The sequence below is a fragment of the Microbacterium sp. Clip185 genome (assembly GCF_028743715.1).
GTDB lineage: Bacteria > Actinomycetota > Actinomycetes > Actinomycetales > Microbacteriaceae > Microbacterium.
The window spans coordinates 208,013-229,864 of sequence record NZ_CP117996.1 but is presented as its reverse complement, the minus strand read 5'-3'; the positions used below and the strand labels follow the sequence as shown (position 1 = coordinate 229,864).

Here is a 21,852-nt window from a genome sequence, read left to right as displayed (position 1 = left end):
GAGCCGAGCGCGGACGGCAGCGTCCGCTCGGCGCGTCAGTGGTAGTAGCGCAGCACCAGCTCCGCCACACACGCGGGCTTGGCCGCATCCTCGACCTCGAAGGTCACCGGCACTTCGATCTGCACACCCCCGGCGACCTCGCTCGCGGTGCGCACCTCTCCCGACACGCGGATGCGGCTGCCGACCGGCACGGGGGCGGGGAAGCGCACGCGGTTGAGGCCGTAGTTGATGCCCATGCCCGCGTCCTCGACCTCGAAGACCTCTGCCATCAGCGGCACGACGAGGCTCAGCGTGAGCAGGCCGTGCGCGATGCGCGTGCCGAACGGTGTCGCCGCAGCGACGTCGGCGTCGAGATGGATGGGGTTGTCGTCGCCGGTCACGCGCGCGAAGAGATCGACCTCGTCCTGCGTGATCTGCCGCCATGATGACGGTCCGAACGTCCGGCCGGTGGAGCCGGCCAGGTCGGCCATGGTGAGCATGAGTCGGGTGGATTCGGCCACGGTGTCCTCCTTGCGCATCGTCGCGCGTATTTCAGGATGCCTGAAACAGTAGAGGGTGCACGGATATCCGTCAACACCCGCCACGACCGCTCCCCGTCGAACCTCGCGGCACTCGGATCACCGCATCCGGAGGCGAACCGAGCGCGTATCAGCGCTCCGGCAGCCGCAACGCGCTCCATGGGGTATGCGTGCCGTAGGCCTGGGGATCGGGGCGCTCGCCCCAGGTGCCGGCCTGTTCACTCGTGCGCCCGCCGGGCAGGGTCAGGTGCTGCGCGAAGGATCCGTCGGCGGCGAAGTCGAGCACGTGCTGCGCGACGTCGCCGCCCCAGTCCGTCGACGGCCAGGACACGAACAGCACGGTGCGCGGCGCACTGGCCCGGTCGGCGAGGTAGGAGCCCCAATGGTCCTCCCCGTCGGAGACGATGCGGTACGAGCCGTTGTCCAACAGCATCAGCACCGCATCCGGAAAGGGCTTGTCGGGATTCATCCGCGTGTAGAACAGGTCGAGCACCTGCACCGGGTCTCCGATGGGCACAGCGATCGTGCCCGCCGATCGCGGCGACAGACCATCCGAGCCGGCGCCGCTCATACGCACGGCAGCCGCGCCCAGAGACGCCGCGGCCACGATGCCGAGATTTCGCGCGAGTGACATACGCCTCCCCTTCGATTAGGCCAGGGCCGATGCTAGGAGCGTCCACCGAGGCGTACACCCGGCGACGGCTATGCGTGCGCTGCGAGATTCCCGCCGCGGGTGCGCTAGCGTGATCGCCGCGGAGGAGGCCCGGATGTCGGCACAGCGAGGCAGTCTCGTCTACATGGTGAAGCAGCTCGAGCTCGCCCTGCGCCCCCGGTTCCTCGCCGCGTGCGCGGCGGCAGGGATGACGGGCGCGCAATACACGGCGCTCACGGTTCTCCACCGGCGCCCCGGCATCAGCAGTTCCGAGCTCGCCCGCCGATCCTTCGTGCGCGCGCAGACGATGGCCGGCATCATCGACCCGCTCGTGTCCGAGGGCTTCGTGCGCCGCGAGAGCGACCCGGCGCACGGCAGGCGGATCCTGCTGCACCTGACGGATGCGGGCGCCGCCGCGCTCGCATCCCTCGACCCGCAGATCGCGGTGGTCGAGGACCTCATGCTCTCGGACTTCGACGATGCCGAACGCGAGACGCTGGCCGAACTCCTGCGGCGCGCCCGCCGGGCGCTCGACGAGCACGGCCACCGCCCCGCGTGACTCGCGGGGACTAACGGCGGAAGAGGCGCCCGAAGAGTCCGCTCTCGGAGGGCTGCGACTCGTGGCCTTCGCAACGGTCGCGCTTGGGCACTCCACGCATCACCTCGTCGACGTGCTGTCCGCATCCTGCCCACGTCGTCTTGCCGCACGTGCGGCACGTCACCTGTCGACACATCTGTCCTGCTCCGTTTCTTCTCGGGAACACCGGCTTGCGCGGTGGCTTGCTTGCACAATACCCCCAGGGGTATATTTGCACACGTGAGGACGATCATCATCGGTGGCGTCGCCGCGGGCATGAGTGCGGCGACGAGACTTCGCCGGCTCGACGAGGCGCGGCAGATCACCGTGTACGAACGCGGCGCGCACGTGTCGTTCGCCAACTGCGGGCTGCCGTATCACGTCGGCGGCGTGATCCCGGATCGCGCGTCGCTGTTGCTGCAGACGCCCCAGTCGCTGGCGAGCAGGTTCGCCCTCGACGTGCACGTGCGCCACGAGGTCGTCGGAATCGATACGGCGTCACAGACGGTGACGGTGCGTGACCTCGAGTCGGATGCGGAGCGGATCGAGCACTACGACGAACTCGTCATCGCCACCGGGGCCACGGCCACGCCGGGGCCGTCCGCCGAGCAGGTGCCCACGCACACGCTGCGCAGCGTCGAAGACGTCGACCGGGTTCTCGAGGTGCTCGACGCCGCCGGACCGTCGCCTCGCGTCGTTGTCGTGGGCGCCGGGTTCATCGGGCTCGAAGCGGTCGAGAACCTCCTCGCCCGCGGCGCACACGTGACGCTCGTGACCCGTGGCGCGCAGGTGCTCTCTCCGCTCGACGTCGAGATGGCCGCGCCTGTCCTTTCTCTCCTTCGGGACGCGGGTGTCGATGTGCGGCTCGGGGTGACCGTCACAGAGGCGGAGCCCGGGCGCGTCCACCTGAGCGACGGCAGCGCGGTCGAGGCGGTCCTGGTGGTCGAGGCGAGCGGCGTGCGCCCCGACCGACGCCTTGCGGATGCTGCCGGCATCCGCCTCGGGCCGACCGGCGGAATCGCGGTCGACGCGCGCCATCGCACTTCGGCACCGAAGGTGTGGGCCGTGGGCGACGGCGTCGAGAAGCGCGACAGCCTGGACGGCGCACCCACGCTCGTGACCATGGCGGGCCTCGCGAACCGGCACGGCCGGGCCGCAGCGGACGACATCGCCGGGATCGAACCGGGCGACGCGGCGCCGGCTCTCGGCACCGCCATCCTCGGACTGCTGGGCACCACGGTCGCGTTGATCGGCTGGAACGAACGGCGGCTTCGGGATGCGGGGCGCCCGCACCGCATCGTCCACACGCATCCTTCGTCGCACGCGACGTACTACCCGGGTGCGCAGCCGATGGCGATGAAGCTGCTCGTCGACCCGGAGACCGACCACATCCTCGGGGCACAGATCGTCGGCGGCGAGGGGGTCGACAAGCGCATCGACATCATCGCCGTCGCGATGGCGGCGGGGCTGACAGCGACCGCACTGTCGCAGCTGGAACTCGCCTACGCGCCGCAGTACGGTTCCGCGAAGGATCCGATCAACATGCTCGGCTACGTGGCGGAGAACACTGCTTCCGGCGCCACGCGCTCGCTGCAGTGGCACGAACTCGACGCTGCGCTCGACCAAGGCGCGATCCTGGTCGACGTACGCACGCCGACGGAACACGCCGCGGGCTCGATCCCCGGCGCGATCAACCTGCCGCTCGACGAGATCCGCGCCCGGCACCGCGAGCTCGGCGACCGGCCGATCGTCGTGCATTGCCAGGTGGGCCAGCGCGGGCACACCGCGGCACGGCTGCTCGCCCAGCTCGGCCATGATGTCCGTAACCTCGACGGCGGGTACCGCACCTGGGCCGCCGGAACCGCCGCCTGATCCAATCCGTCACCGAGGAGACACCATGGACACTTCCAACCGCTCCCTACACGATGCCCAGGCCGTGAAGAAGGCCGCCAACAGACTCAAGCGCGCGCAGGGCCAGTTGGCCGCCGTGATCGCCGCCGTCGAGAACGGCGGCGACTGCCGCGACGTCATCACCCAGCTCGCCGCGGTCAGCAGTGCGATCGACCGCGCCGGGTTCGCGATCATCTCGACCGCCATGCGCGAGTGCCTCACCGACGCTCCGGCCGGCGAGGACGCGACAGGCGAGACCACCGACGACGACCGGCTCACGGTGGAGGAGCTCGAGAAGCTGTTCCTCACCCTCGCTTAGGGCGCCTCCGTCACCTCAGGCTGCTGCACGCTCGCGGACTCCCGCTCGCACGCACTCCCGCTCTCGCAGGCCCGACTCTCCGTGTCTCACCGGTTCACGCATATCGGGCGAACCACGTGCACAAGTGAGACACGGATGCGGTGAGATGCGTTGCGTGGCTCACCGATTCACGCATATCGGGCGAACCACGTGCACAAGTGAGACACGGATGCGAACGCGAGGGGAATGCGGGGGCGCTCCGAGGACGGCCGGGGCCGCGTACCGGCCGCCCGCTGCTTCCGCGCCACATGCGACGCAGGCCGCACACTATGTTTGGCCTATGCAGCCTCGCCTCCTCGCCGTTCCCGGTGCGCTTCTCCTGGCCTTCGTCGCGTTGACGGGGTGCGCCACCGACGCGGATCCCGCGGGTACGGACGCAGACCCGGCCCCCATCGCCACGAGCGAGTCCCCGACACCCTCAGCGGGCGAGGCCGCCGCTCTTGCGCAAGCCCAGGCGTGGCTGGATGCAGCGAAGCTACCTCCGCGGGCCGTTCGTTTGGAGAAGTCGCCGATCCGATTCGGCGCAGGAACCGCATGGCCTTGCGGCCCCTACAAGGATGTGGTCGGGTTCTGGATGGTCCCCGGCATGACGGTCGTCGATGCGGCCAACTGGCTGGCCCAGAACCCGACCGCCGATCTCATCACGACCCTGCCGGCACCGGTGTCGGACGAGTGGGGGCCGGTCGATTCAGCCACAGTTGGCTACATCCCTACAGTCGGTGCACAAGAGGGCGTCGTCTACACCGTCAAGAAGATGGATGCCGACGTGGCCATCCGGGCTGTGGTCGCCGCCCAGACCGACACCGCCACCTGCCCGCCCCTGCCCGACGGCAGCATGTACGGCGCACCCGGACAGGGGTGAGACACCGGGCCGTCGCTCGCAGGGTCGCCCAGCGCAGTAGCCCCCCTGTCTCACTTGGCAGTAGCCACCATGTCTCACTTGTGCAGGTCAACGGGGCTCTCCGCGTACACAACTGAGACACGGATGGGGTGCCGGGTCCTGCGTGTCTCATGTGTTCACACGTGTCGGGCGCTATTCGTGCACAAGTGAGACACGGATGCGGAGCGGGCCGCGCGAGGGTGCGACCCGCCCCGCCCGCCCCCTCACCCGGCGCGGTAGTTCTCCCGGGCGAAGCGGGAGTAGGGCGCGGGGGCCACGGTCGCGCGGATCTCAACCTGCCGGTGCCGCTCGACGGCGGGCTTCGCCGAGTTGGGCTCCTCGCCCCACGTGAGCACCACCTCGGTTCCGGGTTCGGCGTGCGAGGCGGCGATGCTCGCGAGCGACACGAAGGCCTGCTCGTTCGTGATGTAGCCACAGTCGTGCGAGATGCCCACATCCACGCCGTCGGCACGCACGCGATCGACCTGATACAGGCCGTACCGCGCCTTCGGGAAGTCGATGTACTTCGCCGGTAGCCCCTCCTCGACGAGGGAGCGCTGCGCGGCCGCGAGGTCGTCGGGGTTCCACACCAGCGTCACCTTCACGCGCTGCTCGGCGGCGGCGTGCGCTTCGAGCGCGGCACGGCCGATGAAGTCGTGATCGAACGCGACGCTGCGGCCGTAGCCGAGGTCGTACGGCGTGAGGTAGTAGTCCTCGATGCGGTCCGACACGAAGCTCCCGGCGAGAGAGCCCAGGCGGGCGGCCGGCAGCCACGCGAGGTAGTCGTCCATCTGCTCACCCGAGAAGATCGCGGGCAGCGGAGACGGCACCCACGCCGACTCGAGGTTCGCGGACGAGTAGGCCTTCGCCCCCACAAGCACCAGGTCGAACTCCTCCCCCGCCGTGATGATCGCTTCGCGGATGCGGGCGCCGTCCGCCCACGGCCCGAACAGCTCGAATCCGGGCTGACCGGCCATGCCGTGCCGCAGCGAGCGCACCGTGACGCCGGCGATCTCGAACGTGGCCATGCCGAAGAACTTCGTGGGCGGCACGGGAGCGCCGGTCAGCTTCTCCATGAGGGCGAGCGCGTGCGGGCCCTGCAGCTCGTAGCGGTAGAACACGGGGTCGACGCCGGGCTCGCGCATGAGCGTGTTCGCGTCGCGCTCGAAGGTGACGTCGTAGTCGCCGGTCTCTCCGATGAACTGCACCCAGTCGAGCACCATGTACCAGCCCACAAGGTCGAACAGCTGCTCGTGGAGGTGGAACAGGATGGCGTCGCCGATGAGGTAGCCCTCGTGGTTGACGGCGATGAACTGCTTCGCCGCATCCACCGGGAACCGGGCGAACGAGTTGACGCCGGTGTCGCTCAGCAGCCGCAGCGCATCGGGCCCTGAGATGAACAGGTCGGTCATGTGGTGCGACTGATCCAGCAGCGCCACACTCTCGCGCCACGACCGCTGCTCACTGCGCCAGTTGCTGAACTCCGGCGTCACCGGGAAGATCGTCGGCTTGCTCTGCGCGTTGCGCAGCAGATCCACCGGGCTGCCCGCGCGGGCGATGGCGTCGAAAGCGGATGCGGACATGTGAACTCCCTCGTTCGGACGGGCGGCCGTGCCCGCATCCCCAGGTTAAGAAACCCGAAGGCATCGACGGGAGCCATCTCGATTACCCATACTTATGCGGAGGCAAGGATGCCTCAGTCAGGAGCAGACGGTGGACCTGAACCTCATCCGCGTGTTCGTGGCGATCGCCGAGACCCGGAGTCTCACGAGCGCCGCGCGTCGCCTCTACGTCACCCAACCGGCGGTGAGTCAGGCGCTCGGGCGCCTGCGGCGCGAGCTCGATGACCCGCTGTTCCGACGCGTCGGCCGCGTGATGGAACCGACCCCGTTGGCGGACAGCGTCTACCCGGGGTTCCGCGATGCCCTTGCCGCCGTCGACCGCACTCTCGACGGCGTGCACCGATTCGCCCCCGCCGACTCCGACCGCACCTTCCGCATCGCGCTGTCCGAGCTCGGCGAGATCGGCTGGCTTCCCGCGATCGTCCGCGCTGTGCGCGCCGAGGCCCCGCGGATGCGGATCGAGGTCGTGCCGATGGATGTGGCGGCCCTGCCCGATTGGCTGGGCCGCGGCGTCGTCGATCTCGCGGTGACACCCTCCCACGTGCCGGGCCCCTTCGGGCGCACTGTTCTGAAGTCGCAGGGCTACGGCGTCGCGATGTCAGCCGCGCATCCGCTCGCCGACGAGCCGCTGACGCTCGACGCGTACGCCGCCGCATCTCATGTCGTCGTCGCCAGCGACTCCGGCGCACCCGCCCTCGCCGAGGCTCGCCGCGCGCACGGAATCGAGATCGACGCCCGCATCGCCGTGAACCACCTCGCGTCGCTTCCCCCGCTTCTCGCGCGCGATCGAGACCTCATCGCGACACTGCCGGACACGATCGCGCTCGGGTGGACGCAGACCTGGCCTCTCGTGGTGCGGCCGCTGCCGTTCGACATGCCGCCCGTGGAAATCGCGCTCTATCGACGGTCGAGCTCCCAGCATCCCGCCGCGCTCGACTGGCTCTTCGAAACCGTCGCCCGCGCGATCCGCGGCTCCTCCGGTCGGTTCGAGGCCATCCACGGCGAGCAAGCCCCCTGACATGCGTGACGCCCCCAACTCTAGAGAGATGTGGGGGCGTCACGCCGGCGCCGAGGCGCCTGGGTTTCCGGAGCGGCCCGCACGACCCCTTCGTCGCGCGGGGCGCTCGCTCAGAGGCTTCCGGTGGTGCGCCACCCGCCCTGGTACTCAGCGCGCGCGGTGACCGCGTAGGGCACCGGGCTGACGACGGCGCGCACCGCGATCTGGTCGTGCGGCTCGACCGTGGTTTTCTTCGACCCGCCGTCGGGCTCGCCCCAGACGACGCGCACCTCGGCACCCACCGGCACGTCGCGGTCGACGGTCGCGAGCGACAGTCCGCGCTTCTCGTTCGCCGTGACACCCGTGAACAGCGAGAGACCGACGTTGTTGCCGTCGGCGTCGATGACCGCGTCGTAGTTCGACGAGCCGTAGTTGGCGTTCGGGAGGTCGAAGAACTGGTAGCCGACGCCCTCGCGGTCGATGACGCTCGTGAGGATCTTGGCCAGGTCCTCATCGTTCCAGGCGAGGGTGACCTTCTTGCGCTGGGTCTCCGGATCGATCTTCTCGAGCGCGTCGCGGCCGATGAAGTCGTGGTCGAACTTCACGAACGAGCCGTAGCCGAGCTCCCACGGGTTCAGGTAGTAGTCCTCGATGTTCTCCGAGACGAACGATCCCGCGAGCGCGTTGATCGCCTCGTAGCTATTGGCGGGCAGCCACTCGCGGTACGCCCGCTCGCCCTCACCCGTGTAGATCGCCGGCAGCGGCGAGGGGATCCATCCGGACTCGAGGGTGTTCGAGGAGTAGGCGCGGGAGCCGCAGGGCTCGATGCCGAACTCCCGCCCCGCCTCGAGCACGGCGTCGCGGATCTTCTGGTGCTGCGCGTACGGTCCCCAGATCTCGAGACCGGGAGCACCCGCCATCCCGTGACGGAGGGTGCGCACCTTCTCACCGGCGATCGTCATCTCACCCATGTGGAAGAAGCGCACCTTCTCGAGCGGTCCGCCGTTGAGCTTCTCGATGATGTCCCAGGCGTTCGGGCCCTGGATCTGGAAGCGGTAGTAGTCACGGTGGACCGCGGCGCCGTAGGGGCGGGAGGGCGAGCGGTCGTCGTAGCGGAACTCGACGTCGTAGCCGCCGGTCTCGGCGTGGAACTGCAGCCAGTTGGCGCCCGGCGCACGGCCGACGTAGACGTACTCGTTCTCGGCCTCGTGGAAGAGGATGCCGTCGCCGATGACGCCGCCGTTGGATGCGGTCGGCACGAACTGCTTGGCGGTGTTGACCGGGAAGTTCGCGAAGGAGTTGATGCCGGTGTCGCTCAGGAGCTTGAGCGCGTCGGGGCCCGAGACGAAGAAGTTGACCATGTGGTGGGTCTGGTCGTAGAGCACGGCCGTCTCGCGCCACGCCTTCTGCTCCCGGCGCCAGTTGGTGAACTCGGCCGGCACGACCGGGTAGATATAGGTGCCGAGCTGCGAGTCGCGCAGCATCTCGACGGTGTTTCCTCGCTCGTCCAGCAGCTCCTGCAGCGTCCGCGCCATGATTGCCTCGACTTCCTCGTCTGTGGGCCTGCCGCGATGATAGGCGGCTTTTACCTCTGCCCATAGTGGTTTCGCCGATCTGGATTGTCAACAAAATCTTGACCATTTTGCAGCCAGTGTGATTCGCTGAGCCCACGAATCGGCACCGGCGTCGACTCCGGACGCCTGCCGTCACGCGTCGGCTCGACGCCGCCGAACCAAGGAGCGGATATGACTGCAGTCACCCCGGCGCTACTCGTGGTCAGCGCCCACGCGGGCGACTTCGTCTGGCGGGCGGGCGGCGCGATCGCCGCCGCCACCATGCGCGGCGAGCGCGCCACGGTGGTCTGCCTGAGCTTCGGCGAGCGCGGCGAGTCCGCGAGTCAGTGGCTGGCGGGAAAGTCGCTGGAGGAGATCAAGGAGATCCGTCGAGCAGAGGCGGAGGCCGCCGCATCCGCCCTCGGCGCCGACATCGAGTTCCTCGATCTGGGCGACTACCCGCTGCGAGAGTCGCCCGAGGCCGTCGCCAGGCTGGTCGACGTCTACCGCCGGGTGCAGCCCACCGTCGTGCTCACGCATCCGCTGCACGACCCGCACAACGGCGACCACCCCGCCGCCGCGCGCATGGCGCTCGAGGCGCGGGTGCTGGCGCAGGCGATCGGTGTCGCGAACTCCGACGGGTCGTTCCCGACCAAGGACACCATCATCGGCGCCCCGCCGGTGTTCTTCTTCGAACCGCACCAGCCCGAGCAGTGCGGCTTCGTCCCCGACGTGCTGCTCGACATCACCGAGGCGTTCGACAAGAAGCGCGCCGCGATGGAGTGTCTGCCCGCGCAGAAGCACATGTGGTCGTACTACAGCGACCTGGCGGTGCGCCGCGGCGTGCAGGTCAAGCGCAACGCGGGGCCGAACCTCGGTCTCGCCCACGACACGATGGGCGAGGCGTACATGCGCTACTTCCCGCAGGTCACCGGAGTGCTCGAATGAGCACGCACGTCGTCGTCACCGACGTCGCGCGCGAGGCGGCCGACCTCGTCGACGCCTTCGCCGCACTGGGTTCCGCTACCGTGCACGAGGCGCTCGGGCGCACCGGCTACGCCGGGAGCGCGATCCGCCCCATCCAGCAGGGATCGGCGATCGCCGGCAGCGCCGTCACCGTTCTCACCGCGCCCGGCGACAACCTCATGGTTCATGTCGCGATCGAGCAGGCCCGCGCCGGCGACGTGATCGTTGTGGTCGCCACCGGCCCCTCCCCGTTCGGACACATCGGCGAGCTCATGGCCACGCAGATGCAGGTCAAGGGCGTCCGCGGGTACGTCACCTCCGCCGGGGTGCGCGACACGGCCGAGCTGCGCGCGATGGGCTTTCCGGCGTGGAGCCGCTACGTCTCGGCGCAGGGGTGCCTGCGCGACAGCCCGGGCTCGGTCAACGTCCCGGTGGTCCTCGACGGGGTCGTCGTCGAGCCCGGCGACATCGTGGTCGCCGACGACGACGGCGTCACGGTCGTTCCGCGGATGCGGGCGGCCGCCGTTCTCGATGCGGCGCGCTCCCGGGCGGCGCGCGAGGCGACCAATCGCGCGAAGTACGAGGCCGGGGCCAGCTCCATGGACATCAACGGTTTGCGTTCGGTCGTCGCCGAGCTCGGCATCGCCTACGTGTCTCAGGCGGAGCGACGCGATGCCGACGCCTGATCCGGCGCGCGACGGCATCCGCTGCCTGCTCATGCGCGGCGGCACCTCCAAGGGCGCCTTCTTCCTCACCTCCGACCTGCCCGCGGACCCGGCCGAGCGCGACGACCTGCTGCTGCGGATCATGGGCAGCCCCGATCCGGCGCAGATCGACGGACTGGGCGGCGCGCATCCGCTGACGTCCAAGGTGGCCGTCGTCGAGCGCTCGAACGCTCCCGGATGCGACATCGACTACCTCTTCCTCCAGGTAGGCGTGGACGAGCCCGTCGTCGCCGATGCGCAGACGTGCGGCAACCTGCTGGCCGCGGTCGGGCCGTTCGCGATCGAGCGCGGCCTCGTCACAGCGGATGCGGGCGAGACCGTCGTGCGCATCCGCCTGCTCAACACGGGCGACATCGCCGAGGCGCGCTTCGCAACTCCGGATGGGCGGGTCGATTACGACGGCGACGAGGCGATCGCGGGGGTGCCCGGTACCGCAGGCCGGATCGCACTGACCACCCGCGGGCAGAAGCCGCTGCTTCCCACCGGGTCGGCGACGGACGAGATCGCGGGCCACCGCGTGACCCTCGTCGACAACGGGATGCCGGTCGTGCTGATGGATGCGGCGGAGTTCGACGTCACGGGCGACGAGAGCCCGGAAGAGCTCGAGTCGCGCGCGGACCTCCGCGAGCCGATCGAGACGATTCGCCGGGCGGCGGGCCCGCTGTTCGGACTGGGCGATGTCGCGGCGCAGACCGTGCCCAAGATGTTCCTGCTGTCTCCGCCGCGCCACGGCGGAGCGGTCGGCACCCGGGCCTTCATCCCCGCCCGCGTGCACCCCACGATCGGAGTGCTGATGGCCGCATCCGTCGCCGCCGGCATCCGCATCCCTGGTGCCGTCGGCTCCGACTTCGCCGTGCTCGGCGACGGGGAGCAGACGCTGCTCGAACACCCCGGCGGCACGTTCGCCGCCACCGTCGCCGTCACCGGCGACGCCGCATCCGGCTGGCGCGCGAGCTCGTCGTCGGTCCGCACCGCACGAAAGATCTTCGACGGGCTCGTCTTCCCGAGACCCCGCCGCTGACTGTCAGAGAGGACACACCATGGCAACGCGCGACAACTTCGACCTCGCACACCTGGGCGGCGTCGAGCTGTTCACCCCGGTCTTCGAGGAGAGCCTGCACTTCTTCCGCGACCTGCTCGCGATGCGGGAGGTCGCCCGCATCGGCGACTCCGCCTACCTCCGCTGCTGGGACGAGTACCAGCTCTACACGCTCAAGCTCACCGCATCCGACACCAACGGCGTCGGCCGCACGCTCTTCCGCGTCACGAGCCCCGAGGCCCTGGAGCGTCGCGTCGCAGCCATCGAGGCGGCCGGTCTCGGTCACGGCTGGCGCGAGCCCGAGGTCGGCGTCGGCCGCTCGTACGAGTTCGAGGACCCGGACGGCCACCTCATGGGCATCTACTACGACACCGAGCACTACGTGCCCGACGACGAGGATCGCCCGGCCCTGAAGAACCAGGCGTCCGCATTCCCCGGGCGAGGCGTCAACGCGCGCCGGATGGACCACATCAACTACCTCGCCAGCGACGTGACGAAGGCCGGGGAGTTCTGGCGCGACGTCATGGGCGCGCGCGAGTCCGAGCGGGTGCGGCTGGACGGCGGCGGGTATGCGGCCTGGTGGTTCCGGTTCCAGCAGAAGTCGTACGACGTGGTCTACAGCGAGGACTGGACCGGCGAGCACGGCCGATTCCACCACTTCGCGCTCGCTCCCGACACCCGTGAGGACATCCTCAAGGCCGCCGACATCTTCCTCGAGAACGGCGTGCACATCGAGTTCGGCCCCTACAAGCACGCCATCAACCAGACGTTCTTCATCTACGTGTGGGAGCCGGGCGGCAACCGCATCGAACTCGCCAATGCCGGCGCCCGCCTCATCCTCGATCCGGACTGGCCGGTCGTGGAGTGGTCGCAGGCCGAGCGCGCAAGGGGTCAGGCGTGGGGTGCGAAGACCGTGCCGACCTTCCACACGCACGGCACGCCGTTCCTCGCGAATCAGGCCGAGATCGACGAGGCGGCGATGAAGGGCGAGCCGATCCCGGCGCCGCAGAAGCGCTGAGCCGGGCTCAGCCCCAGACGGATGCGGCGATGTCGACGACGGCCCGCACCTTCGCCCACTGCTGATCCTCGGTGAGCTCGTTGCCCTCCTCCGTGGAGGCGAACCCGCACTGCGGGCTCAGGGCGAGCTGATCGAGCGGCGCGAAGGATGCGGCCTCGTCGATGCGGCGGCGGATGTCGTCGGCGCTCTCGAGCTCTCCGGTCTTCGTGGTCACGAGCCCCAACACGACGCGCTTGTCACCCTCGGGCAAGAATCGCAGCGGCTCGAAACCGCCGGCGCGCTCGGAGTCGTACTCGAGGAAGTACCCGTCGTACGCGGTGTTGCCCAGCAGCTGCTCGGCGACCGGTTCGTAGCCACCGGAGGAGATCCAGGTCGAGCGGAAGTTGCCGCGACAGACGTGGGTGGTCACGGTGAGGTCGGCGGGCTTGCCGTCCAGGATGCGGTTGAGCAGGTCGGCGTAGCGCTCGGCGATGCCCTCGGTGTCGATCCCGCGGGCGCGGGCCTTCTCGAGCTCGGCGTCGGAGCACAGGTATGCCCACGCGGTGTCGTCGAACTGCAGGTACCGTGCGCCCGCCGCATAGAACGCGTCCAGCGCGTCGCGGTACGCGGCGACGAGGTCGTCCACGATCGCCTCGCGTCCGTCGTAGACGGCGGCGTCGATGTGGCCGGGCTCGAGCCGGAAGTCGAGCACCGTCGGGGCGGGGATCGTGAACTTCGGCAGCAGAGCGGTGCCCTCGGTGATCGCGGCCAGCGAGCGGTAATGGGCGAGGAAGGGGTGCGCGTCGTCGAACCGGATGGGCCCCGTGATCTCGATGCCCCGCGGCTTGGTCTGCACACCCTGGAACTGGATGCCGTGATCGAGCTCCACGATGTCGACGCCGTCTAGCATCCCGAAGAAGTCGAAGTGCCACCAGGAGCGACGGAACTCACCGTCGCTCGCGACCTTCAGACCCGCGGCGCGCTGCCGTGCGACGAGGTCGATGATCTCCGCGTCCTCGACGGCAGCCAGCGCCGCATCCGTCAGCTCGCCCGATGCGTGGCGGCGGCGGGCGGCGGCCAGACCCGGCGGGCGGAGGAAGCTTCCGACGATGTCGGCACGGAACGGCGCTGAAGTGCTCACGTCGCGATGCTACCGACCCGGCGCCGCGAGCCGGCAACGGGCGGGGCCTGAGTTAACCCCCGTGACACTCGCTCACCGCGGCGGTCCCGCTGTGGTTCCGGCGACGAATTCGACCGGCAGCACGACGCTGCTCGGCTGCTCGCCGCGGATGAGGGCGAGCGCGATCTCGCCCGCCCTCCGCCCGCGCTCCCGCAGCGGCTGGCGAACAGTCGTCAGAGCCCTTCCCAGCCACGGCAGCTCGACCCCGTCGAACCCGGTGACCGTGAGGTCCTCGGGCACCCGGAGACCGAAACCGGATGCGGCGGCGAGCGCACCGGCGGCGAGGATGTCGTTCTGCGCGAGCACCGCCGTGGGGGGATGGGCGCCCCCCAGCAGCACGCGCGCCGCAGCCTCGCCGTCGGCGACGGTGCGCCCGCCGGCCTCGACGCGGACGGCACCGGGGAACACCTCCGCCACCGCTTCGAGCCGCGCTCGGATCGTGCGGTTCTCGATGCGCTCGAGGTTCTCGGCGATCGGGACGACCGCGCCCGGCGGATGCGCGGCACCCAGGGTCGTCGTGCGCATGACGACCCCGACCCGCCGGTGCCCGAGCGCCGCGACGTGATCGGCGATGCGCCGCATCCCGCCGCGATCATCGACCTCGACGACGGTGATGTCGGACGCGTGCGGCCCCTCGATCCCGACCAATGGCACGCCGCGTGCGCGCACGAGCGGGAGGAGGTCATCGAACTCCTCACCGCGGGTCGCGAACACGACGGCGTCGACGGGGAGGGTGCGCAGCGGCTCGGGACGTGTCCTGGCGTGGGCACGCCCCGGAAGGAGCAGCTGGCCGTAGCCCTCCTCGTCCAGCACTTCGGAAAGGCCGTCCATCGTGGCCAACGCGACGGGGTTGAGGAAGGCGTGACGCACGTGCTCGGCGATCACGACGCCGACGATGCCGCTGCGCCCGCTGCGCAACGAGCTCGCCACCGGATGCGGACCGTCATACCCGAGGGATGCCGCGACGGCGAGGATGCGATCGCGCGTGGCGTCGACGACCCGATCGGGTGCGCGGAACGCCAGCGAGGCGGTCGACGTGGACACTCCCGCCTGCGCGGCGACGTCAGCGATCGTGATCCTGCCCCGCCGCCCTCGGCCCGTCATCGTGGTCATCGCGCCCTCCCGCTGACACGTTAGCGACGCAGATCGCAACGTTTCGACGAGTTCCGCCACTCCTCGCGAAAGCGCCACCTTCTCTTCACCCGGACGCTACCGAGCGCGCTTTCCATCGAAACGGTGCGATGACCGTCGCACCCACCCGAACGAAGGACTCATCCGTGACCACGAAGCGATCCCTCGCTTTCGCCCTGTCCGCCCTCGCGGCGCTGGGTGCGCTCACCGCCTGTGCACCCGTGGCGGCCGGCGCGACCACCGCCTCCGGTGACGCATCCGGCACCGTGACCGTCTTCATCTCCGGAGACACGAACGTGCAGGACCTGTGGGAGAAGGGGCTCATCCCCGCGTACGAGAAGGAGCACCCCGGCGTCACCGTCAAGACCACGATCGACCTGCACGGCGAGCACGACCAGCAGACGGTCGCGAAGCTGACCGCGGCGACCAGCGCGGGCGACGATCCCGGCTTCGATCTCATCGACGCCGGCTTCGTGACCGGCAGCGCGGCGAACGCCGGCCTGCTCATGAACGTGGACCCCCAGACCGTTCCGGGTCTGGGCGCGGTCCCCGCCGACACCGTCACGGCGGGCAAGGGCGTCGGAATCCCCTATCGCGCCTCCTCCGTGCTGCTCGCGTACGACAGCACGAAGGTCGCCACCCCGCCCAAGACGCTGGCCGACCTCCTCGACTGGATCCGTCAGAACCCGGGCCGCTTCGCCTACAACTCCCCCTCGACGGGCGGCTCGGGCGGCGCGTTCGTGACGACGGTGCTCGACAGCTCGCTGTCGCCCGATGACCAGAAGGCGCTGCGTACCGGTGCTGCGAAGGACGTCGAGGCGAAGTGGGATGCCGGCTTCACGACCCTCAAGGAGCTCGGCCCCTCGATGTACCAGGGCGGCGTCTACCCCAACGGCAACTCGCAGGTGCTCTCCCTGCTCGGCAGCGGGGAGATCTCGATGGCTCCGGTGTGGAGCGACCAGTTCGTCACGGCGGTCAAGAACGGGCAGATTCCCGACACGGTCAAGTTCACCCAGATCACCGACCCGAGCTTCACCGGCAGCGCGTCGTACCTCGGCATCCCCCGCACGAGCAAGAACACGCAGGGCGCCATCGACCTCGCGGACTTCGTGCTGAGCCCTGAGGGTCAGCAGATCATCGCGCAGCAGATCTCCGGTTACCCGGTGGTCGCCCTCGACACGCTCTCGCAGGACGTGCAGGACCAGTTCGCGGGCGCCGATCCCTCGGCGCTGCGACCCGGCTACTTCAGCGAGGTCGCGAGCGACATGTCCAACGAGTGGGACCAGCGCGTTCCGTGACCGTCTCGATCGCTGCGGCACCCGCCGCGGCCGCTCCGGCCCGCCGCTCCTCGCGGCGGCGGGCCGGAGTCGGCTTCGCGCTGGCACTGCCGCCCGTCCTGGTCATCGTCCTATTCGTGGGCGTGCCGGTCGTGCTGTCGATCGGATTCAGCCTCGGCATGACCGGCGGCCTGAACGCGACGGTCGCCGCGATCGGTCAAGACGTGTTCCACGCCCAGGGGCTCGTCACGTTCGACGCCTACGCGAAGCTGTTCGCCGACCCTCGGTTCGGCCGCGACCTGCTCGCGACCGTGCTCGTCACCGTCAGCACGACCCTGGTCACCATGACCCTCGCCGTCATCATCGGCGCGATCCTGCGGCTGCGCGGCGGATGGCTGGGCGCGGTGCTGTCGGGGCTCGGGGTCGTCCCTCTGTTCATCCCCGTCGTGATCGCCTCGTGGGCGATTCTCACCTTCTCCTCCGGAGAGGGGTTCCTGCGCAGCGTCTTCGCCCAGGTCGGCCTCGACGCGCCGGTTCTCGGCTTCACCACGACGGGCGTCGTGATCGCCTCCGTCTGGGTGAACCTGCCGTTCGCGCTGCTCATGACGGCCTCCGGCATGCAGAGTGTGCCCGACGCCCTCATCGACGCCGCACGGGATGCCGGAGCGGGCTCGGTGGCGGTGGTCACCCGAGTTCTCATGCCCATGGCCGGCATCCCGCTGATCATCGCGGCGACGTTCACGACGATCGGCGTGCTGGGACAGTTCACCGTCCCCTACTTCATGGGGCCGAACGCGCCCCAGCAGCTCGGCGTTGACATCAGCAAGTACTTCCAGTCGTTCAACCAGCCGCAGCAGGCCGCCGCCATCGCGGTCGTCGTCTTCCTCATCGCCTCCGGCGTCGCGGTGCTGTACGTCTGGGCGAACTTCCGCAGCGCGAAGGACGAGGGACGCGTCTGATGCCCACCATCCGCCTGATCACCGGCCGCATCCTGCTCATCGCCTTCGCGGCGCTGCTGGCCGTCTTCATCCTCGGTCCGCTCTTCTGGCTCGGCCTGCACGCCTTCGCCGCGGACTGGAGCTACCCCGATCTCTGGCCCGACGGGCTCACGCTGCGCTGGTGGGGAGTGGTGTTCAGCGACCCCGACCTGTTCGCCGCGATGCAAAACACGCTGTTCTTCGCGCCGGTGACCGTGCTCGTCTCGGCCGCGATCTGCCTGCCCGCCGCCTACGCGTTCTCGCGCTTCACCTTCCCGGGGCGGCGGCTCTTCCTCATCGGGCTGTTCGCGACCAACGCCTTCCCCAAGATGGGACTGTTCGCGGCGATGGCGACCGTCTTCTACGGGCTGCACCTGATGGAGACGGCGCTCGGGATCGTCATCGTGCACGTCATCGGCACGATCGTCTTCATGACGTGGATCCCCGCCGCGGCGTTCTCCGCGGTGCCGCGCTCGCTCGAGGAGGCGGCGCGGGATGCCGGCGCCGGCCGCATCCGGGTGTTCCTGAGCGTGACACTGCCGCTCGCCGTTCCCGGCATCGTCGTCGCGGCGGTGATGTCGTTCCTCGCCTCGTTCGACGAGTCGCAGGGCACCTACCTCGTGGGCGCCCCGTCGTACATGACCATGCCGACCGAGATGTACTCGCTCGTTCTCAACTACCCGAACCAGGTCGCCGCCGTCTTCGCGATCCTGCTCTCCATCCCCTCGGTGCTGCTCCTGCTGCTCACCCGCAAGTACGTCTTCGGCGGTCAGCTCGCCGAAGGCTTCCAGATCCGATAGGAACGCCATGACCTTCTCCCCCACCCCCGGTCTGCGCCTGAACGGGCTCAGCAAGCGCCTCGGCGGTCGCACCGTCGTCGACGACCTGCACCTGGACATCGCGCAGGGCGAGCTCGTCTCTCTGCTCGGGCCTTCCGGATGCGGCAAGACGACCACGCTGCGCATGATCGCCGGCTTCCTCAGCCCCGACGCCGGGCGGGTCGAGGTGGCCGGCGAAGACGTGACATCGCTCGGACCCGAGCGACGCCCGAGCGCCATGGTGTTCCAGAACTACGCGCTGTGGCCGCACATGACGGTCGCGAAGAACGTCGGCTTCCCCTTGCGGATCGCGCGGGTCCCGCGCGCCGAGATCACACGGCGCGTGGACGAGGCGCTCGAACTCGTGGGGCTCTCCCACCACGCGCGCTCGCGCCCCGCGCGCATCTCCGGCGGCGAACAGCAGCGCGCCTCACTCGCCCGCGCCCTCGTGCGCCGCCCCGCGCTGCTCCTGCTCGACGAGCCGCTCTCCAACCTCGACGCCAAGCTGCGCGTGCGCGTACGCGAGGAGATCCGCGACATCCAGCAACGGCTCGGCATCACGACCGTGCTCGTCACCCATGACCAGGACGAGGCGATGGCCGTGTCGGATCGGATCGCGGTGATGAACGGCGGCCGGATCGAGCAGATCGCCACACCGAGCGAACTGTATCGGCGCCCCGCGACCGAGTTCGTCGCCGGTTTCGTGGGAGCGGCCAACCTGCTGTCCTCCCTCGATCTGGATGCCGGCGAGGACGGCGTCCGCTGGCTCGTGCGTCCGGAACATGTGGTCATCGGAGGCGACGGGATTCCCGCTCACGTTGTGCGCACCGTGCCGCGCGGCCACCTCGACGAGGTCGTGCTCTCCGTGCGCGGAGCGACCGTGCGCGCGCTCGTGGGCGACCGCAGCTGGCGACCCGGCGACGAGGTGCGGGTGCGGTGGGCGCGAGCCCTCCGCTATCGAGACGGCGTATTGGATGCGACGAGCGCCGACACCGTCGCGGCCGTCGCATGAGCCACCACGAGGTGCGGCTGGTCGCCCATCGCGGGCTGCACGACGAGACGGCGGGCGGCGCCCGCGAGAACACCCTGGCCGCGGTCCGAGCCGCCGTCGACGCCGGGGCGACGTGGGTCGAGGTCGATGTGCGCCTCACCGCGGACGGCGAGGTCGTGCTGTTGCACGACGAGACCCTCGAGCGGCTCTGGCACGACCCGCGACCCGTGGCCGAGGTCGCGCTCGACGAGCTGCGCGAGCTCGGCGGCGGAGCGCGCCGCATCCCCACCCTCGCCTCCGTGCTCGAGACCCTGCACGGCACGGGCGTCACCCTGCTCATCGACATGGACGCGACGGAGCCGGCGGATGCTGCCGCATCCGTCGTTCGGCACAGCGACACCGACACGCGCACCGCCTGGTGCGGAGACGCGCACGCGATGGCCCGCGTGCGCCAGGCTCTCCCGGACGCGGTGATCTGGATGCCGTGGCGCGACGTCACGCCGCCCACGGCGGCCGACATCCGCACGCTGCGACCGACCGTGATCAACGCGCAGCACCTGCGGGTCGGTAAAGACTTCGTCGCCGCGGTACACGGCCTGGGCCTGCACGTGGCCGTGTGGACGGTCGACGACGGCGCCCAGGCCGCCCACCTCGCCCGGATCGGCGTCGACTCGATCACGACGAACGCGTTCGCGCTCGTGCGCGACGCGGTGCGCGCCGGCGCGGTCGACCACGGCGCGCGGCGCGCGGCGGTCGTGGACGAGCTCGCGCGCGGCGCGGCCGAGTTCATCGCCGCGGCCAGGCGCCGCGGGATCGGTGCCGTGGAGACCAAAACGGACCCGGCCGATCACGTCACGCAGGTCGATCGCAGCGTCGAGCGATACGTGCGCGAGGTGATCGGTGCGCAGTTTCCCGACCACGCGTTCGTGGGCGAGGAGTACGGCGGCGAACCGGATGCTGCACGGCCCTGCTGGTATCTCGATCCCGTCGACGGCACGGCGAATCTCGCCAACGGGGTGCCCTGGACGAGCTTCTCGCTCGCTCTCGTCGAGAACGGCCGACCCGTCGTCGGTGCGGTCCACGACCCGGTCGGGCCGGCGACGCACGGGATCCCGACCGGCGTGACCGTGCTGGCTCGGGCCGGTCACGGGGCGTGGCGCGCAGGCCACCGTCTGCTGCGCATCCCCGGCGCCGCGCGCACCGATCCGCTCGCCGGCCGGATTGTGGCGACAGAGCTGGCGGGCGCTGTCGCCTGGGACGGCTTCCACGAACTCCTCGACGCCCTCGGCCGCCGCTACTGCACGGTGCGCGTACAGGGCTCGGGCACGGCGACGCTCGCCGGTGTCGCCCTCGGACGCGGCCACGCAGCCATGGTGCACCGCTACAGTCCGATCGACCACGCGGCGGCGCTGCTCATCGTCGCGGAGGCCGGCGGGACGGTGCTCGACGGAGAGGGCCGGGAGAACCCGCATCCGCTCGGAGGGCCTGCGATCGTCGGTGCGGATGCCGCCTCCGCCCACGCGCTCTGGGAGGTGTGGCGCAGCGTCACCCGCTGACCGCGCGGAAGTGACGGCTCCTCAGCGATCACCGCCGCCCGGCGGCGGCGTCGATAGCGTCCGGCCATGCCCGACACACATCGTCCCGCTCCCCGACGCCTCCGCCTGGCCCTCCAGGCACTGGGTGCCGGCGCCCTCGCCGGCGTGCTGCTGCTCGCCGCGGCGCCCACCGCATCCGCCGCCGACACCGAGGTCGACGGGCTGACGTACGCACTCGCCGCCGACACCGCCACGGTCACCGGACAGGTCGTACCGACCTCCGCCGTCGTCATCCCCCGCCAGATCACCGTCGGAGGCGTCGCTTACACCGTCACGGCGATCGGCGACAGTGCCTTCGACCGCACGGGCGGCGTCGGGCTGACCTCGCTCAGCCTTCCGGATTCGCTCATCGACATCGGCGCCGCGGCCTTCCAGAGCAACGCGCTCACCTCGTTGACGCTGCCCGCGTCCGTGCGCGCGATCGGCGATCAGGCGTTCGCGCTCAACGCCCTGAGCACCGTGACGTTCGCCGAAGGACTCACCGGCATCGGCACCCTCGCCTTCACGCAGAACCAGCTGGAGCGCGTGACACTGCCCTCCACCGTCACGAGCCTGGGCTTCGCGCCCTTCGGCGACAACCCGCTCGCCGTCATCGAGCTGCGGGGTGCGCCGCCCGCCACCTTCGGCACGATCGCGACCACACCGCCGGCCACCGCACTGTACCCGTGGCGATTCGGCGAGGCCCGCTTCGCGGGCGGCTACACCGAGCCGACGTGGAACGACCTGCCCACCACCGCGGTGGCGACCGTCGTCTTCGACACGGCCGGCGGCAGTGCTGTCGACGCCCAGTCGGTCGTGCTGGATGCGGGCGCCGCCGTCACGCGCCCGGTCGATCCCGTCCGCGACGGCTACACCTTCAACGGATGGCGCGCCGCAGGCGCCGCCTACGACTTCGCGACGCCTCTCGCGGGCGACCTCACCCTCATCGCCGCGTGGGACCTCGCGCCCGGCCCCACCTCAGCGCCCGGCCCGGTGTCCGCTCCGGGCGTCACGGAGCTTGCTCACAGCGGGGTCGACCCGCTGCCCTTCGGGTTCGCGAGCCTCGGGCTGCTCGCCGCGGGCACCGTCGCGATGCTCGTCGCGCGAGGAGTCCGCCGACGCGGCTGAGA

Annotated in this window: 21 protein-coding genes; 15 read left to right on the top strand and 6 right to left on the bottom strand. The window is 70.2% G+C overall.

Features of this window, described 5'->3' with window-relative positions; genetic code table 11:
- Nucleotides 1-35 precede the first annotated feature (35 nt).
- Together PQV94_RS01190 and PQV94_RS01185 are read right to left on the bottom strand one after the other, a co-directional pair.
- Complete coding sequence (locus PQV94_RS01190) at nucleotides 36-500, bottom strand: MaoC family dehydratase (RefSeq protein ID WP_274286984.1); 465 nt, start codon at nucleotides 498-500, stop codon at nucleotides 36-38.
- A 148-nt stretch (nucleotides 501-648) separates the two neighbouring features.
- The gene (locus PQV94_RS01185; RefSeq protein ID WP_274286983.1) at nucleotides 649-1,152 is read right to left on the bottom strand and encodes a hypothetical protein; all 504 of its coding nucleotides are present in this window, start codon (nucleotides 1,150-1,152) and stop codon (nucleotides 649-651) included.
- Between the two features lie 133 nt (nucleotides 1,153-1,285).
- Between PQV94_RS01185 and PQV94_RS01180 the strand changes: the two genes are divergently transcribed.
- The 4 genes from PQV94_RS01180 (at nucleotide 1,286) to PQV94_RS01165 (ending at nucleotide 4,857) form a co-directional block, all read left to right on the top strand.
- On the top strand, nucleotides 1,286-1,729 hold the full coding sequence (locus PQV94_RS01180) for a MarR family winged helix-turn-helix transcriptional regulator (RefSeq protein ID WP_274286982.1): 444 nt from the start codon (nucleotides 1,286-1,288) through the stop codon (nucleotides 1,727-1,729).
- A gap of 258 nt (nucleotides 1,730-1,987) precedes the next feature.
- Nucleotides 1,988-3,619, top strand: a complete 1,632-nt coding sequence (locus PQV94_RS01175; RefSeq protein WP_274286981.1) for an FAD-dependent oxidoreductase — start codon at nucleotides 1,988-1,990, stop codon at nucleotides 3,617-3,619.
- A 25-nt stretch (nucleotides 3,620-3,644) separates the two neighbouring features.
- Nucleotides 3,645-3,956 carry a metal-sensitive transcriptional regulator gene (locus PQV94_RS01170; protein WP_274286980.1) on the top strand — a complete coding sequence of 104 codons (312 nt, stop codon included), beginning with the start codon at nucleotides 3,645-3,647 and terminating at the stop codon, nucleotides 3,954-3,956.
- 319 nt (nucleotides 3,957-4,275) lie between these two features.
- Entirely contained in the window at nucleotides 4,276-4,857 is a 582-nt protein-coding gene (locus PQV94_RS01165; RefSeq protein WP_274286979.1) for a hypothetical protein, read from the top strand.
- A 242-nt stretch (nucleotides 4,858-5,099) separates the two neighbouring features.
- Here the strand turns inward: PQV94_RS01165 and PQV94_RS01160 are convergent, their stop codons facing one another.
- Complete coding sequence (locus tag PQV94_RS01160) at nucleotides 5,100-6,458, bottom strand: aminomethyl transferase family protein (protein WP_274286978.1); 1,359 nt, start codon at nucleotides 6,456-6,458, stop codon at nucleotides 5,100-5,102.
- Nucleotides 6,459-6,588: 130 nt separating this feature from the next.
- Here PQV94_RS01160 and PQV94_RS01155 point away from each other — a divergent pair, with 130 nt between their 5' ends.
- Nucleotides 6,589-7,515, top strand: coding sequence for a LysR family transcriptional regulator (locus tag PQV94_RS01155; RefSeq protein ID WP_274286977.1), 927 nt, complete (start codon nucleotides 6,589-6,591; stop codon nucleotides 7,513-7,515).
- A gap of 110 nt (nucleotides 7,516-7,625) precedes the next feature.
- On the opposite strand, the gene ligM is transcribed toward PQV94_RS01155, so the two are convergent.
- Nucleotides 7,626-9,029 carry a vanillate/3-O-methylgallate O-demethylase gene (ligM, locus tag PQV94_RS01150; protein WP_243226474.1) on the bottom strand — a complete coding sequence of 468 codons (1,404 nt, stop codon included), beginning with the start codon at nucleotides 9,027-9,029 and terminating at the stop codon, nucleotides 7,626-7,628.
- 210 nt (nucleotides 9,030-9,239) lie between these two features.
- On the opposite strand from ligM, the gene PQV94_RS01145 reads away from it, so the two are divergent.
- From PQV94_RS01145 to PQV94_RS01130, 4 genes are read left to right on the top strand one after another with little or no spacing between them, the layout of a single operon-like run.
- The gene (locus PQV94_RS01145; RefSeq protein ID WP_274286976.1) at nucleotides 9,240-9,995 is read left to right on the top strand and encodes a PIG-L deacetylase family protein; all 756 of its coding nucleotides are present in this window, start codon (nucleotides 9,240-9,242) and stop codon (nucleotides 9,993-9,995) included.
- Nucleotides 9,992-10,699: a 4-carboxy-4-hydroxy-2-oxoadipate aldolase/oxaloacetate decarboxylase gene (locus PQV94_RS01140; protein ID WP_274286975.1), complete on the top strand. Its 708-nt coding sequence runs from the start codon at nucleotides 9,992-9,994 to the stop codon at nucleotides 10,697-10,699. Before PQV94_RS01145 ends, PQV94_RS01140 begins: the two co-directional genes overlap by 4 nt.
- Complete coding sequence (locus PQV94_RS01135) at nucleotides 10,686-11,759, top strand: PrpF domain-containing protein (RefSeq protein ID WP_274286974.1); 1,074 nt, start codon at nucleotides 10,686-10,688, stop codon at nucleotides 11,757-11,759. The genes PQV94_RS01140 and PQV94_RS01135 overlap by 14 nt, the downstream gene beginning before the upstream one ends.
- A 19-nt stretch (nucleotides 11,760-11,778) precedes the next feature.
- On the top strand, nucleotides 11,779-12,795 hold the full coding sequence (locus tag PQV94_RS01130) for a VOC family protein (protein ID WP_274286973.1): 1,017 nt from the start codon (nucleotides 11,779-11,781) through the stop codon (nucleotides 12,793-12,795).
- 7 nt (nucleotides 12,796-12,802) lie between these two features.
- Here the strand turns inward: PQV94_RS01130 and PQV94_RS01125 are convergent, their stop codons facing one another.
- On the bottom strand, nucleotides 12,803-13,915 hold the full coding sequence (locus PQV94_RS01125; protein ID WP_274286972.1) for a 5-methyltetrahydropteroyltriglutamate--homocysteine S-methyltransferase: 1,113 nt from the start codon (nucleotides 13,913-13,915) through the stop codon (nucleotides 12,803-12,805).
- A 72-nt stretch (nucleotides 13,916-13,987) separates the two neighbouring features.
- Complete coding sequence (locus PQV94_RS01120) at nucleotides 13,988-15,067, bottom strand: LacI family DNA-binding transcriptional regulator (RefSeq protein WP_274286971.1); 1,080 nt, start codon at nucleotides 15,065-15,067, stop codon at nucleotides 13,988-13,990.
- 164 nt (nucleotides 15,068-15,231) lie between these two features.
- On the opposite strand from PQV94_RS01120, the gene PQV94_RS01115 reads away from it, so the two are divergent.
- The 6 genes from PQV94_RS01115 (at nucleotide 15,232) to PQV94_RS01090 (ending at nucleotide 21,850) form a co-directional block, all read left to right on the top strand.
- Nucleotides 15,232-16,383, top strand: a complete 1,152-nt coding sequence (locus PQV94_RS01115) for an extracellular solute-binding protein (RefSeq protein WP_274286970.1) — start codon at nucleotides 15,232-15,234, stop codon at nucleotides 16,381-16,383.
- A complete protein-coding gene (locus PQV94_RS01110; protein WP_274286969.1) occupies nucleotides 16,380-17,321 on the top strand; it encodes an ABC transporter permease in 942 nt (313 codons plus the stop codon). Before PQV94_RS01115 ends, PQV94_RS01110 begins: the two co-directional genes overlap by 4 nt.
- Nucleotides 17,321-18,139: an ABC transporter permease gene (locus PQV94_RS01105; RefSeq protein WP_274286968.1), complete on the top strand. Its 819-nt coding sequence runs from the start codon at nucleotides 17,321-17,323 to the stop codon at nucleotides 18,137-18,139. Before PQV94_RS01110 ends, PQV94_RS01105 begins: the two co-directional genes overlap by 1 nt.
- Nucleotides 18,140-18,146: 7 nt before the next feature.
- On the top strand, nucleotides 18,147-19,169 hold the full coding sequence (locus PQV94_RS01100) for an ABC transporter ATP-binding protein (RefSeq protein ID WP_274286967.1): 1,023 nt from the start codon (nucleotides 18,147-18,149) through the stop codon (nucleotides 19,167-19,169).
- Nucleotides 19,166-20,704, top strand: coding sequence for an inositol monophosphatase family protein (locus tag PQV94_RS01095; RefSeq protein ID WP_274286966.1), 1,539 nt, complete (start codon nucleotides 19,166-19,168; stop codon nucleotides 20,702-20,704). Before PQV94_RS01100 ends, PQV94_RS01095 begins: the two co-directional genes overlap by 4 nt.
- 66 nt (nucleotides 20,705-20,770) lie before the next feature.
- The gene (locus PQV94_RS01090; protein ID WP_274286965.1) at nucleotides 20,771-21,850 is read left to right on the top strand and encodes a leucine-rich repeat protein; all 1,080 of its coding nucleotides are present in this window, start codon (nucleotides 20,771-20,773) and stop codon (nucleotides 21,848-21,850) included.
- Nucleotides 21,851-21,852: the final 2 nt, after the last annotated feature.

Bases quoted from the DNA above. Each gene is read 5' to 3' on its own strand.
- PQV94_RS01185 (WP_274286983.1), bottom strand. From the start codon at position 1,152: ATGTCACTCGCGCGAAATCTCGGCATCGTGGCCGCGGCGTCTCTGGGC.
- PQV94_RS01180 (WP_274286982.1), top strand. From the start codon at position 1,286: ATGTCGGCACAGCGAGGCAGTCTCGTCTACATGGTGAAGCAGCTCGAG.
- PQV94_RS01170 (WP_274286980.1), top strand. From the start codon at position 3,645: ATGGACACTTCCAACCGCTCCCTACACGATGCCCAGGCCGTGAAGAAG.
- PQV94_RS01165 (WP_274286979.1), top strand. From the start codon at position 4,276: ATGCAGCCTCGCCTCCTCGCCGTTCCCGGTGCGCTTCTCCTGGCCTTC.
- PQV94_RS01160 (WP_274286978.1), bottom strand. From the start codon at position 6,458: ATGTCCGCATCCGCTTTCGACGCCATCGCCCGCGCGGGCAGCCCGGTG.
- ligM (WP_243226474.1), bottom strand. From the start codon at position 9,029: ATGGCGCGGACGCTGCAGGAGCTGCTGGACGAGCGAGGAAACACCGTC.
- PQV94_RS01145 (WP_274286976.1), top strand. From the start codon at position 9,240: ATGACTGCAGTCACCCCGGCGCTACTCGTGGTCAGCGCCCACGCGGGC.
- PQV94_RS01140 (WP_274286975.1), top strand. From the start codon at position 9,992: ATGAGCACGCACGTCGTCGTCACCGACGTCGCGCGCGAGGCGGCCGAC.
- PQV94_RS01135 (WP_274286974.1), top strand. From the start codon at position 10,686: ATGCCGACGCCTGATCCGGCGCGCGACGGCATCCGCTGCCTGCTCATG.
- PQV94_RS01130 (WP_274286973.1), top strand. From the start codon at position 11,779: ATGGCAACGCGCGACAACTTCGACCTCGCACACCTGGGCGGCGTCGAG.
- PQV94_RS01120 (WP_274286971.1), bottom strand. From the start codon at position 15,067: ATGACCACGATGACGGGCCGAGGGCGGCGGGGCAGGATCACGATCGCT.
- PQV94_RS01105 (WP_274286968.1), top strand. From the start codon at position 17,321: ATGCCCACCATCCGCCTGATCACCGGCCGCATCCTGCTCATCGCCTTC.
- PQV94_RS01100 (WP_274286967.1), top strand. From the start codon at position 18,147: ATGACCTTCTCCCCCACCCCCGGTCTGCGCCTGAACGGGCTCAGCAAG.
- PQV94_RS01095 (WP_274286966.1), top strand. From the start codon at position 19,166: ATGAGCCACCACGAGGTGCGGCTGGTCGCCCATCGCGGGCTGCACGAC.
- PQV94_RS01090 (WP_274286965.1), top strand. From the start codon at position 20,771: ATGCCCGACACACATCGTCCCGCTCCCCGACGCCTCCGCCTGGCCCTC.